The sequence below is a fragment of the Streptomyces sp. NBC_01551 genome (genome assembly GCF_026339935.1).
Classification (GTDB): domain Bacteria; phylum Actinomycetota; class Actinomycetes; order Streptomycetales; family Streptomycetaceae; genus Streptomyces.
Genome location: NZ_JAPEPX010000001.1, coordinates 5,460,671 through 5,473,463 on the forward strand (window position 1 = coordinate 5,460,671; position 12,793 = coordinate 5,473,463).

Here is a 12,793-nt window from a genome sequence, read left to right on the forward strand (position 1 = left end):
GAGGGGGTTTGTCCGGGTGGTGGACGTCCTCGGGAAGTTACCTGCCCGTTCCCCGGTGGTGATAGCTACATTCTGGATAGTGAAATCTTAATTCCATCCTGTGGAAACATCCAATTGCGGTGCGCGCGTGTCAGTGGTCCGTCCGGTCACTCTTGACTGGCCCCGGATCGCGGTGAAGACTCCGTCAACAGAACGTTGAATTTCGCTCTGTGGAAGTAGATGGGGAGGTTCCGGTGGCCGACGTGGCTGTGGAACTGGTACTGCGCTCGACGCGCGTCATCACCCCCGAGGGGACGCGCGCCGCCTCGGTGGCCGTCGCCGGCGGGAAGATCACGGCCGTGCTCGCCCACGACGCCGAGGTACCGGCCGGAGCCCGGCTGGAGGACTTCGGCGACGACGTCCTGCTCCCCGGCCTGGTCGACACCCACGTCCACGTGAACGACCCGGGCCGCACCGAGTGGGAGGGCTTCTGGACGGCCACCCGCGCCGCCGCGGCCGGAGGCATCACCACGATCCTCGACATGCCCCTCAACTCCCTGCCGCCGACCACCACCGTCGACCACCTGCGCGTCAAGCAGGACGTCGCCCGCACCAAGGCGCACGTGGACGTCGGCTTCTGGGGCGGCGCGCTGCCGGACAACGTCAAGGACCTGCGCCCGCTGCACGACGCCGGCGTCTACGGCTTCAAGTGCTTCCTGTCGCCGTCGGGCGTCGACGAGTTCCCCCAGCTCGACCAGGAGCAGCTGGCCACCTCCCTCGCCGAGATCACCGGCTTCGGCGGCCTGCTGATCGTGCACGCGGAGGACCCGCACCACCTGGAGTCGGCGCCGCAGCACCCGGGCCCCAAGTACGCCGACTTCCTGGCGTCGCGGCCCAAGGACGCCGAGAACACCGCGATCCAGAACCTGATCGACCAGGCCAGGCGGCTGAACGCCCGCGTCCACGTCCTGCACCTGTCGTCCTCCGACGCGCTGCCGCTGATCGCCGCCGCCAAGGCCGAGGGCGTCCGGATCACCGTCGAGTCCTGCCCGCACTTCCTCACCCTGACCGCCGAGGAAATCCCGGACGGCGCCACCGAGTTCAAGTGCTGCCCGCCCATCCGCGAGGCCGCGAACCAGGACCTCCTGTGGGACGCGCTGGCCGACGGCACCATCGACTGCATCGTCTCCGACCACTCGCCCTCCACCGCGGACCTCAAGACCGGCGACTTCGCCACCGCGTGGGGCGGCATCTCCTCCCTCCAGCTGGGCCTCCCCGCGATCTGGACCGAGGCGAAGCGGCGCGGCCGCACCCTCGAGGACGTCGTCCGCTGGATGTCCGCAGCCCCGGCCGCGCTGGCCGGACTGGACGCCAAGGGCGCGATCGAGGCCGGCCGCGACGCCGACTTCGCCGTCCTGGCCCCCGACGAGACCTTCACCGTGGACCCCGCGGAGCTGCACCACCGCAACCAGGTCACGGCGTACGCGGGCAAGACCCTGCACGGCGTCGTGAAGTCCACCTGGCTGCGCGGTACGCGGATCGCCGACCACGGCACCCCGACCGAGCCCACCGGCCGACTCCTTGAAAGGCAGAACTGACAGTGGCGATTGAATCCTTCACCGGTAACGCGAACCCGTACGGAGGCGGCGACCCGTACGCCGACTACCGCACGGCCGAGTTCCCGTTCACCCAGTACGCGAACCTCGCCGACCGTCAGCTCGGAGCCGGTGTCATCGCCGCCAACGACGAGTTCTTCGCCCAGCGCGAGAACCTGCTGATCTCCGAGGCCGCGCACTTCGACCCCGAGGACTTCGGGCACAAGGGCAAGGTCATGGACGGCTGGGAGACCCGCCGCCGCCGCGGCGTCTCCGCCACGCAGCCCTGGCCGACCGCCGAGGACCACGACTGGGCCCTCGTGCGCCTGGGCGCCCCCGGCGTCATCCGCGGCATCGTCGTCGACACCGCCCACTTCCGCGGCAACATGCCGCAGGCCGTCTCGATCGAGGGCACCTCCGTCGAGGGTGCCCCGACGCCCGAGGAACTCCTCGGCGACGACGTGAAGTGGACGACCCTCGTCCCGCGCACCCCCGTCGGCGGCCACGCGGCCAACGGCTTCGAGGTCACCGCCGAGCAGCGCTTCACTCACCTGCGCGTCAACCAGCACCCCGACGGCGGCATCGCCCGCCTGCGGGTCTACGGCGAGGTCCTGCCCGACCCGAAGTGGCTCGCCGCGCTCGGCTCGTTCGACGTGGTCGCGCTGGAGAACGGCGGCGCCGTCCAGGACGCCTCCAACCGCTTCTACTCCCCGCCGACCAACACCATCAACCCGGGCCGCTCCCGCAAGATGGACGACGGCTGGGAGACCGCGCGCCGCCGCGACAACGGCAACGACTGGATCCGCTACCAGCTCGTCGCCGAGTCGGCGGTCCGCGCCGTCGAGATCGACACCGCGTACCTCAAGGGCAACTCGGCCGGCTGGGCCTCGCTGTCCGTCAAGACCGGCGAGGAGGGCGAGTGGCAGGAGTTCCTGCCGCGGACCCGCCTGCAGCCCGACACCAACCACCGCTTCGTGCTGGACGCCCCGGCGGTCGGCACCCACGTGCGGATCGACATCTTCCCGGACGGCGGCTTCTCCCGCCTGCGGCTGTTCGGTTCGCTGACGGAGACCGGCGCGGCGGCGCTCGCCGCCCGCCACCAGGAGCTGGGCGGCTGACGCCACCCCTCCCACTGGCTGCCCCGGGGGCCGACACCCCCGGGGCACTCGTGTGCCCGGGCCGCCGGGCCCGCCGGGCCGCCTGCCCCGGGCCTGCCCCGGCCCTGCCCCGGTCCCGCTACGCGGCGTGGCCGCCGTCGACGGAGAACTCGGCGCCCGTGACGTACCCGGCGTCCGCTCCCGCGAGGAACGACACCATCGCCGCCACCTCCTCCGGGCGCGCGAAGCGGCCGAGCGCGGTCAGCGCGCTCTGCGGGGCCGCGTAGGGGCCGTCGGCCGGGTTCATGTCCGTGTCCACCGGGCCCGGGTGGACGAGGTTGGCGGTGATCCCGCGCTCGCCGAGTTCCCGGGCGAGGGCCTTGGTCAGGCCGCTCAGCGCGGCCTTGCTCATCGCGTACAGGGTGCCGCCGGGGCCGGGGACCCGCTGGGTCATGCAGCTGCCCACGGTGATGATCCGCCCGCCGGGGCCCATCCGGCCGGCGGCGGCCTGGGCGGCGAGGAACGCGCCGCGGACGTTGACCGCCAGCACCCGGTCCACGTCGGGCAGTGCGAGCGCCTCCAGCGGCCCGAGCACGCCGACGCCGGCGTTGTTGACCAGCACGTCGAGCCGGCCGAGGCCGCGTACGGTCTCCTCCACCGCAGCGTCGGTGTCCGCCGGGGCGGCCGCGTCGGCCCGTACCGCCAGGCCGCGCCGGCCGAGGGCCTCGACCTTGCCGACGACCTCGGCCGCCGCGCGGGCGTCGTTGACGTAGGTGATCGCGACGTCGATGCCGTCCTGCGCGAGACGCAGGGCCGTCGCGGCTCCGATGCCGCGGCTGCCGCCGGTGATGAGTGCCACGGTGTTCATGGTGGTTCCTCCCCTTGTCGGTCCATTTATCGTTGCGGGTTCAATGAAACCGGGGCGGGGGAGTGGGCGCTGGCCGGAATCCGACGTGGCGTTCGCGCGTGCCGCGCCGATGAGTCCCGGGCCGCCGGGGAGTCTGAACCGGTACAGGCGACACGGAGCGACTTGGAGCGAGGAGCGCAGAGCCATGGGCAAGCTGACCGTCACCACCTTCGTCACGCTCGACGGAGTGATGCAGGGACCCGGTGGGCCGGAGGAGGACACCAGCGACGGCTTCGCGTACGGCGGGTGGGTGGTGCCGTACGCCTCCGAGGGCATGGGCGAGTTCATGGTCGAGGTCTTCGACCGCGCCGAGGCGTTCCTGCTGGGGCGCCGGACGTACGAGATCTTCGCGGGGTACTGGCCGGAGCACGACGACCCGGCCGACCCGATCGCGAGCCGGCTGAACCGGCTGCCGAAGTTCGTGGCGACGGCGTCACTGAAGGAGCCGGCGGCGTGGGAGGCGACGACGTTCATCGACGGGGAGCACCTGCAGGCGGAGATCGTACGGGTCAAGGACGCGATGGAGGGGGAGCTCCAGGTCCACGGCAGCGGCGCGCTGGTGCGGTGGCTGCTGGCGCGGGACCTGGTGGAGGAACTGAACCTGCTGGTGTTCCCGGTGTTCCTGGGGGCGGGGCGGAAGCTGTTCTCGACGGGCGGGCTGCCGACGTCCTGCGAGCTGCTCAGCTCGCGCACGACGGCTTCGGGGATCGCGATCCACACCTACCGCCCGTCGGGCCGCGCCACGTTCGCCACCTTCGCCGACTGACCCCGGACCCCCGCGGAAAAGGGTCGCCCGGGCAAGATCGGGTCCGGTAGCTTGGCCGGGCACGTGTGCGAGCCGCCGATGTCTCCACTGCCGTCCCGCACCGATGGAGACCCCTCAGTGAGCTCAGCCGCTCTCGCCGTGCCCACCGCCCCGCCCCGCAGGGCATGGGTCGCGGATCTGCCCGTGCTCGCCGTCGCCGTGGTGTGGGGCGGGAGTTATCTCGCCGCGAAGGGGATCACCACCGCCCACACCGTCATCGCCGTCCTCGTGCTCCGCTTCGGCGTCGTGCTGCCGGTGCTGGTCGGCGCCGGGTGGAGGCGGCTGCGGGCGCTGAGCCCCCGGCAGGTCCGCGGCGGGGCCCTCCTCGGGCTGGTGCTCGGCGGGATCTTCATCCTGGAGACCTACGGCGTCGTCCACACCTCCGCCACGAACGCCGGTCTGATCATCAGTCTGACCATGATCTTCACGCCCCTCGCCGAGGCGGCCGTCCGCCGCGCCCGGCCCTCCGCCGCCTTCCTCGGCGCCGCCGGGGTCTCCGTCGCCGGTGTCGTCCTGCTTACCCAGGGCGGCGGGTTCACCGCCCCCAGCCTCGGCGACCTGCTGATCCTCGGCGCCGCCCTCGCCCGTACCCTCAACGTGCTGCTGACCGCCCGGATCAAGGCCGTCCAGGACGCAGACTCGCTCTCCCTCACCACCGTCCAGCTCGGCGGCGCCCTCGCCGTGTTCGCCGTACTCGCGGCCCTGCCCGGCACCGGCGAGAACCCCTGGTCCGTCGCCGCCGGGTTCGGGCCCGCCGAATGGGCCGGGCTCGCGTTCCTCTCCGTCTTCTGCACCCTCTTCGCGTTCTTCGTGCAGATGTGGGCCGTCCGCCGGACCTCGCCCTCCCGCGTCAGCCTGCTGCTCGGCACCGAGCCCCTGTGGGCGGCCGCCGCCGGCATCGCCATCGGCGGGGAGCACCTCGGCCCGGCCGGCTTCGCGGGCGCCGCGCTGGTGCTGGCCGGCACGGCCTGGGGCAGGCGCGCCGCGCACCCCGCCCAAGACCCCGCGGGACTGTCCGGAAAACGTCGCGTGCCCGCGTGAACGCCGGTCGTACTGTGGCCCAATGCCTGTTGTGGACATCAGCGCGAACGCCGAGGGCTTCCGAGCCGACCCGTACCCGTTCTACGCACGCCTGCGCGCCGCGGGCCCCGTCCACCGGATCGCCGCCCCCTCTCCCGAGTACGAACCCTGCTGGCTCGTCGTCGGGTACGAGGAGGGCCGCCTGGCCCTCAACCGCCCCGGCCTGTCGAAGGACTGGCGCGGCTCCGACCTGTTCGCGACCGGCCTGGCCACCGCCGTCAACGCGAACATGCTGGAGTCCGACCCGCCTCAGCACACCCGGCTGCGCCGCCTGGTCGCCCGCGAGTTCACCGCCCGCCGCGTCGAGGCCCTGCGCCCCCGCGTCGAGCGGATCACCCACGACCTGCTCGACGCGATGGCCGCCCGCCCGGAGCGCTCCGCCGACCTGATCGAGGCCCTCGCGTTCCCGCTGCCGATGACCGTCATCTGCGAGCTCCTCGGCGTCCCGGACCTCGACCGCGCCCGCTTCAGCCACTGGTCCAGCGAGGTCGTGGCGCCCACCAGCTCCGCCCCGGACAACACCGCGCACCGTGAACTCGGCGCCTACCTCGCCGAGCTCGTCGAGGCCAAGTCCAAGAGCCCGGGCGAGGACCTCCTCGGCGCCCTGATCCGCACCAGGGACGAAGACGGCGACTCCCTCTCGCCCGACGAGCTGATCGGCATGGCCTTCCTGCTGCTGGTCGCGGGCCACGAGACCACCGTCAACCTGATCTCCAACGGAGTCCGGGCCCTGTTCGCCCACCCCGCACAGCTCGCCGACCTGCGCGCCGACTACGACGGCCTGCTCGGCGGGGCCGTCGAGGAGATGCTCCGCTACGACGGCCCGGTACAGAACGCGACGTTCCGCTACGCCCGCGAGGACGTGGAGATCGCCGGGACGGCCATCCCGGCCGGCGCCACCGTCATGGTCTGCCTGGCCGCCGCCGACCGGGACCCCGGCCGGTTCCCGGAGCCCGACCGGTTCGACATCCGCCGCGCCCCGCAGGGCCACCTCGCCTTCGGGCACGGCCTGCACTTCTGCATCGGCGCCCCGCTGGCCCGGATGGAGGGCCGCATCGCGATCCGGGCCCTGCTGGAACGTTTCCCCGACCTCGCGGAAGATCCCGCCGGCGGCCCGCCGCTCTGGCTCCCGGGCAGCCTGATGCGGGGCGTGAGCCGGCTCCCGGTGCGCTGGTAGCCGCCCGGATGCCGTTCGGACCAGGGCCCGGGAAGCGCCGCCGGGCCTCGTCAGGGCCCGGGGAAGGCCGCCGGGCCCCGTCAGGCGCCGAGGAGCGGCGGCAGGTCCGGGAGCTCGGTCAGCCGGACCCGGCGCCCCTCCCGCCGCGACAGCTCGCAGGCCTCGGCCACGCGCAGCGCCGCCAGGGCCTCCCGGCCGTCGCACGGGTTGGTGCCTTCGCCGCGCACCAGCCGTACGAAGGCCGCCAGCTCCGCCTCGTAGGCGGGGCCGAACCTCTCCAGGAAACCCGTCCACGGCTTGCTGGCCGGGGGCGGGCCCTGCGGCTCCGTCGAGGCGATGGGCGTACGGTCGTCCAGCCCGGCGGAGACCTGGTCCAGCTCCCCGGCGAGCTCCATCCGTACGTCGTACCCGGCGCCGTTGCACCGCGTACCGCTGCTGGTCACCAGCGTCCCGTCGTCCAGCGTCAGCAGCGCGGCGCCGGTGTCGATGTCACCCGTGTCGCGGAACCGCACCGGACCGGCGTCCGACCCGGCCGCGTACACCTCGGTCACCTCGTGTCCGGTCACCCAGCGGACCATGTCGAAGTCGTGCACCAGGCAGTCCCGGAACAGGCCCCCGGAGGTCGCCAGGTACTCGGTCGACGGCGGCGCGGGATCGGCCGTCATCGTGCGTACGGTGTGCAGCCGCCCCAGTGCGCCCGAGCGGACCAGCTCCCGCGCGGTCCGGTAGCCGGCGTCGAAGCGGCGCATGAAGCCCACCTGGAGCAGCCCGCCCGCGGCCGTCACCTCGCGCAGCACGGCCAGGCTCCGGCCCAGGTCCGTGGCCAGCGGTTTCTCGCAGAACACCGGCAGCCCGCCCCGTACCGCCCGGACGACCAGCCCGGCGTGCCCCTCGGTGGCGCAGGACACCACCACCGCGTCCACGCCCCAGGTGAAGACCTGCTCCACGGAGGGCGCGGCGGTGGCCCCGAGCCGGTCCGCGAGCCGCGCGGCCCGCGCCGGGTCGGCGTCGGCGAGCAGGAGCGAACCCGCGTCCTGGTTGCGGGCCAGTGCCGCCGCGTGGAACGAGCCGATCCGGCCAGTTCCGATGAGCCCGATGCGCATGCACTCAACGTGGCCCCGTCCGGGGGACCTGTCAATCCGCCCGGCTGCGCCGCGGCGGCCGCTCCGGCCCCGATGAGCTCCCATGGTCCACTGTGGCGGATACTGGGCGGCTGGAACCGGAATGACCGCTTTGACATCAGTGACACGTACAACGAGGGAAGGGCGCGGAGACGTGGCTAGGGTTCGGACAGGGGTACGCGTCGTCGGCGCCGTGCTCGCGGCGGTACTGGGAGCCTCCCTCGCGGGATGCAGCAGTACGGGCGGCAAGCGCGCCGAGGAGCGGGCGAAGGCCGCCGAGGCGGGCCGGCCCGCCGTGTCGACCCCGCGCTGGACCTTCGCGATGGTCACGCACGCGGGCGACGGCGACACCTTCTGGGACATCGTCCAGAAGGGCGCCAAGGAGGCCGCGGCGAAGGACAACATCAACTTCGTCTACGCCCACGACGACCAGGCACAGCAGCAGGCCCAGTTCGTCCAGAACGCCATCGACCAGAAGGTCGACGGGATCATCGTGAGCCTCGCCAAGCCCGAGGCCCTCAAGGACGTCATCGCCAAGGCCGTCAAGGCCGGCATCCCGGTCGTCACGGTCAACTCCGGATCCGCCCAGTCCGCCGAGTACGGCGCGCTCACCCACATCGGCCAGGACGAGGCGATCGCCGGCGAGGCGGTCGGCGCCGAGCTGACCAAGCGGGGGAAGAAGAAGGCCGTCTGCGTCCTGCACGAGCAGGGCAACGTCGGCCACGAGCAGCGCTGCGCCGGGGCGAAGAAGACCTTCGGCGGCTCCATGGAGAACCTCTACGTCGAGGGCACCAACATGCCCTCGGTCCAGGCGGCCATCCAGGCGAAGCTCCAGGCCGACCCCTCCGTCGACTCGATCGTCACCCTCGGCGCCCCGTTCGCCCCCACCGCCGTCAAGGCGAAGGACGCGGCGGGCAGCAAGGCCGAGGTGGACACCTTCGACCTCAACGAGTCCGTGGCCCGCGACCTGAAGTCCGGCGCGCTCGGTTTCGCCGTCGACCAGCAGCCGTACCTCCAGGGCTACCAGGCCATCGACCTGCTCTGGCTCTACCGCTACAACCTGAACACCCTCGGCGGCGGCCGCCCGGTGCTCACCGGACCCCAGATCGTCACGGCCGACGAGGCCGCCAAGCTGGAGGAGTACATCAAGCGGGGCAGCCGATGAGCACGGCAACGGCCGTCGACGAGCGGCTCGCCCCCACCTCCGTGATCCGCAAGCTGCTCGGCCGCCCCGAGCTCGGCGCGGTCGTCGGCGCGGTCGCCGTCTTCGTCTTCTTCTCCTTCGCCGCGCCCAGCTTCCTGCAGGCCTCCAGCCTCAGCACGATCCTCTACTCGGCCTCCACCATCGGGATCATGGCCGTCCCGGTCGCGCTCCTGATGATCGGCGGCGAGTTCGACCTGTCCGCCGGGGTCATGGTCACCACGTCGGCGCTGGTCAGCTCGATGTTCAGCTACCAGATGACCGCCAACGTCTGGGTCGGCGTCCTCGTGTCGCTGCTGGTCACGCTGGCCATCGGGTTCTTCAACGGGTTCATGCTGACCCGCACCAAGCTGCCCAGCTTCATCATCACGCTCGGCACCTTCCTGATGCTGACCGGCCTGAACCTCGGCTTCACCAAGCTGATCAGTGGCTCGGTCTCCACCAAGACCATCGCCGACATGGAGGGCTTCGCCTCCGCGCGGGCCCTTTTCGCCTCGCAGTGGAACATCGGCTCGGTCACCCTCAAGGTGACCATCCTGTGGTGGTTCGCGCTGGTCGCCGTCGCCACCTGGATCCTGCTGCGCACCCGCGCCGGAAACTGGATCTTCGCCGTCGGCGGCGGCGCGGACGCGGCCCGCGCGACCGGCGTCCCGGTCGTCAAGACCCGTATCGGCCTCTACATGGGCGTCGCCCTGTGCGCCTGGATCTCCGGGCAGCACATCCTGTTCTCGTTCGACGTCGTCCAGTCGGGCGAGGGCGTCGGCAACGAGTTCCTCTACATCATCGCGGCCGTCATCGGCGGCTGTCTGATGACCGGCGGCTACGGCTCCGCCATCGGCTCGGCCGTGGGCGCCTTCATCTTCGGCATGACCAGCAACGGCATCGTCTACGCCCAGTGGAATCCGGACTGGTTCAAATTCTTCCTCGGCGCGATGCTGCTGCTCGCCACGCTGCTCAACGCCTGGGTCCGCAAGCGGGCGGAGGCGAAGTGAGCACCGACACGAAGGCCGCGGCGACGGCCGATGCGACCGCCCTGGTCAAGCTGACCGACGTCAGCAAGTACTACGGCAACATCCGCGCCCTCCAGGGCGTCTCCCTGGAGGTCTCGGCGGGCGAGATCACCTGCGTCCTCGGCGACAACGGTGCGGGCAAGTCCACCCTCATCAAGATCATCGCGGGACTGCACCGGCACGACGCGGGCACGTTCGAGATCGAGGGCCGCGAGACCGTGCTCGCCAACCCGCGCGCCGCCCTCGACCACGGCATCGCCACCGTCTACCAGGACCTCGCCGTCGTCCCGCTCATGCCGGTCTGGCGGAACTTCTTCCTCGGCTCCGAGCCCACCAAGGGCCGCGGTCCCCTCCGCCGCCTCGACGTGGCGTTCATGCGCGAGACCACCCGTACCGAACTGCTCCGCATGGGCATCGACCTGCGCGACGTGGACCAGCCCATCGGCACCCTGTCGGGCGGCGAGCGGCAGTGCGTGGCCATCGCCCGCGCCGTCTACTTCGGCGCGAAGGTCCTCGTACTCGACGAGCCCACCGCCGCCCTCGGCGTGAAGCAGTCCGGGGTGGTCCTCAAGTACGTCGCCGCCGCGCGCGACGCGGGTCTCGGAGTGGTCCTCATCACCCACAACCCGCACCACGCCCACCTGGTCGGGGACCGCTTCGTGCTCCTCAAGCGCGGCACCATGGCGGGCAGTCACACCCGCGACTCGATCACCCTGGACGAGCTGACCCGGCAGATGGCGGGCGGCTCCGAGCTGGACGAACTGAGCCACGAACTGGAGCGGGTGGCAGAATCAGGTTCCGAGAACGAATCCGGCTCCGCCTCCGCCTCCGGCACCACCGCACCCTGAGGGACGACACGACTCGATGAGCACGTACCGGGACTTCACGCTCGCCCACCGGGGGTCGGCGCGAGGCACCGTCCTGCGGACCATCGGGACCCGTGAGCGCCGGTCGCACCTGACCGCCCCGCGCGTCCCGACCGTCGGCATCGACATCGGCGGCACCAAGGTGATGGCCGGCGTCGTCGACGCCGACGGGGTCATCCTGGAGAAGATCCGCACCGAGACCCCCGACAAGTCCAAGAGCCCCAAGGTGGTCGAGGACACCATCGTGGAGCTGGTGCTGGACCTCTCCGACCGGCACGACGTCCACGCCGTGGGCATCGGCGCCGCCGGCTGGGTCGACGCCGACCGCTCCCGGGTGCTGTTCGCACCGCACCTGGCCTGGCGCGACGAGCCGCTGCGCGACGCGCTCCAGTCCCGGCTCGCGGTCCCGGTCATGGTGGACAACGACGCCAACACCGCCGCCTGGGCCGAGTGGCGCTTCGGCGCCGGGCGCGGCGAGGACCACCTCGTCATGATCACGCTGGGCACCGGCATCGGCGGCGCCATCCTCGAAGGCGGCCAGGTCAAGCGCGGCCGCTACGGGGTGGCCGGCGAGTTCGGCCACATGCAGGTCGTCCCCGGCGGGCACCGCTGCCCCTGCGGCAACCGCGGCTGCTGGGAGCAGTACAGCTCCGGCAACGCCCTGGTCCGCGAGGCCCGCGAGCTCGCCGCCGCCGACTCCCCGGTCGCGTACAACATCATCGCCCGGGTCGGCGGCAACGTCGCCGAGATCACCGGCCCGCTCATCACCGAGCTGGCCCGCGAGGGCGACGCCATGTGCGTCGAGCTCCTCCAGGACATCGGCCAGTGGCTGGGCGTGGGCATCGCCAACCTCGCCGCCGCCCTCGACCCCTCCTGCTTCGTCATCGGCGGCGGGGTCAGCGCAGCCGACGACCTGCTGATCGGCCCCGCCCGGGACGCCTTCAAGCGCCACCTCACCGGCCGCGGCTACCGGCCCGAGGCCAGGATCGCCAAGGCGCAGCTCGGCCCCGAGGCCGGCATGGTCGGCGCCGCCGACCTCGCCCGGCTCGTCGCCCGCCGGTTCCGGCGCGCCACGCGCCGCCGCGTCGAGCGGTACGAGCGGTACGAGCGCTACGCGCGACTGGCCCGCGGGGCCGCCGGCGTGGCGGACCCCAAGGCCGCTGACCCCAGGGCCGTGGACCCCAAGGCCGTGGACGCCAGGGCCGCGGACCCCAAGGCCGTGGACCCCAAGCCCGGGGGCTCCACCGCCGTGGACCCCGAAGCCGTGGATCCCACGTTCCCGGACACCACGCCCGCCGGCCCGAAGACGGCCGGCCCCAACGCCGCCGGCTCCACCGACGGGGACGCGCGGTGACCCCGCCGCCCCGGCTGCCCCGCCAGGCCGCCGCCCCCGACGAGGGCGGCGCGCCGAAGCCCCCGGCCGAGGACCGGGGGCGGGTGGTCCGGCGCCGCTGGATAACCGCGATCATCATCCTGCTGCTCGTCGGCGTCCCGGCGGGCTACCTGCTCGTCTCCGCCCAGCAGAGCCGCGAGAGCGGCCGCGACAAGGCGGCCAAGGTCGGCGCGACGCACGTCCGCCCGGCCTGGCCGTCGGCGGTGCAGCGCAGCATCTACGAGGTCCCGATCCCGGACGACGCCTGGCGGGTCGGGTACCTGGAGACCAACAACTGGCACACCAGCCGGCTGTACGCCGAGTTCACGGTCTCCGCGGCGGACCTCGACGCCTTCCTCGCGGCGGTCGGCACCGGCCGCGACGCCCTGAAGCCCGGGCCCCCCGGGGACACGATCTCCGGGCACGACTCCAGGGCCGCGGGCTGGACCTGGGCGCCGGGCACCGTGCTCTCCGGGGTCACCCTCGAACAGCGCGACCCGCGCCCCACGCGGGACATCGCCGTGGACTTCAGCGGCCCCAACCCCCGGGTGTACGTGGTCTCCACGGCGACCCCCTAGCCTGG

The 12,793-nt window shown here is 72.5% G+C and carries 11 protein-coding genes and 1 pseudogene; 10 read left to right on the top strand and 2 right to left on the bottom strand.

What is annotated here, in order from left to right; genetic code table 11:
- The first annotated feature begins 233 nt into the window (after positions 1 to 233).
- Together allB and alc are read left to right on the top strand one after the other, a co-directional pair.
- Complete coding sequence (gene allB / locus OG982_RS24645; RefSeq protein WP_266783227.1) at positions 234 to 1,577, top strand: allantoinase AllB; 1,344 nt, start codon at positions 234 to 236, stop codon at positions 1,575 to 1,577.
- 2 nt (positions 1,578 to 1,579) lie between these two features.
- The gene (alc, locus tag OG982_RS24650; protein ID WP_266783225.1) at positions 1,580 to 2,692 is read left to right on the top strand and encodes an allantoicase; all 1,113 of its coding nucleotides are present in this window, start codon (positions 1,580 to 1,582) and stop codon (positions 2,690 to 2,692) included.
- A gap of 118 nt (positions 2,693 to 2,810) precedes the next feature.
- On the opposite strand, the gene OG982_RS24655 is transcribed toward alc, so the two are convergent.
- Positions 2,811 to 3,539: an SDR family oxidoreductase gene (locus OG982_RS24655; RefSeq protein ID WP_266783223.1), complete on the bottom strand. Its 729-nt coding sequence runs from the start codon at positions 3,537 to 3,539 to the stop codon at positions 2,811 to 2,813.
- Positions 3,540 to 3,723: 184 nt separating this feature from the next.
- Between OG982_RS24655 and OG982_RS24660 the strand changes: the two genes are divergently transcribed.
- The 3 genes from OG982_RS24660 (at position 3,724) to OG982_RS24670 (ending at position 6,640) form a co-directional block, all read left to right on the top strand.
- Positions 3,724 to 4,344 (top strand): dihydrofolate reductase family protein, encoded by a 621-nt coding sequence (locus OG982_RS24660; RefSeq protein ID WP_266783221.1) that lies wholly within the window; start codon positions 3,724 to 3,726, stop codon positions 4,342 to 4,344.
- Between the two features lie 117 nt (positions 4,345 to 4,461).
- The gene (locus OG982_RS24665; protein ID WP_266783219.1) at positions 4,462 to 5,424 is read left to right on the top strand and encodes a DMT family transporter; all 963 of its coding nucleotides are present in this window, start codon (positions 4,462 to 4,464) and stop codon (positions 5,422 to 5,424) included.
- 22 nt (positions 5,425 to 5,446) lie between these two features.
- The gene (locus OG982_RS24670; RefSeq protein WP_266783217.1) at positions 5,447 to 6,640 is read left to right on the top strand and encodes a cytochrome P450; all 1,194 of its coding nucleotides are present in this window, start codon (positions 5,447 to 5,449) and stop codon (positions 6,638 to 6,640) included.
- An 80-nt stretch (positions 6,641 to 6,720) separates the two neighbouring features.
- Here the strand turns inward: OG982_RS24670 and OG982_RS24675 are convergent, their stop codons facing one another.
- Positions 6,721 to 7,743 (bottom strand): Gfo/Idh/MocA family oxidoreductase, encoded by a 1,023-nt coding sequence (locus OG982_RS24675; RefSeq protein WP_266783215.1) that lies wholly within the window; start codon positions 7,741 to 7,743, stop codon positions 6,721 to 6,723.
- A 172-nt stretch (positions 7,744 to 7,915) separates the two neighbouring features.
- On the opposite strand from OG982_RS24675, the gene OG982_RS24680 reads away from it, so the two are divergent.
- From OG982_RS24680 to OG982_RS24700, 5 genes and pseudogenes are all read left to right on the top strand, one after another.
- Positions 7,916 to 8,926 (top strand): sugar ABC transporter substrate-binding protein, encoded by a 1,011-nt coding sequence (locus OG982_RS24680; RefSeq protein ID WP_266783212.1) that lies wholly within the window; start codon positions 7,916 to 7,918, stop codon positions 8,924 to 8,926.
- Entirely contained in the window at positions 8,923 to 9,954 is a 1,032-nt protein-coding gene (locus tag OG982_RS24685) for an ABC transporter permease (protein ID WP_266783210.1), read from the top strand. The genes OG982_RS24680 and OG982_RS24685 overlap by 4 nt, the downstream gene beginning before the upstream one ends.
- Entirely contained in the window at positions 9,951 to 10,820 is an 870-nt protein-coding gene (locus tag OG982_RS24690) for an ATP-binding cassette domain-containing protein (RefSeq protein ID WP_266783208.1), read from the top strand. The genes OG982_RS24685 and OG982_RS24690 overlap by 4 nt, the downstream gene beginning before the upstream one ends.
- 16 nt (positions 10,821 to 10,836) lie before the next feature.
- Positions 10,837 to 11,958, top strand: a pseudogene (locus tag OG982_RS24695) (ROK family glucokinase); the annotation flags it as partial.
- Positions 11,959 to 12,188: 230 nt separating this feature from the next.
- Positions 12,189 to 12,788, top strand: a complete 600-nt coding sequence (locus OG982_RS24700) for a hypothetical protein (protein ID WP_266783204.1) — start codon at positions 12,189 to 12,191, stop codon at positions 12,786 to 12,788.
- Positions 12,789 to 12,793 lie beyond the last annotated feature (5 nt).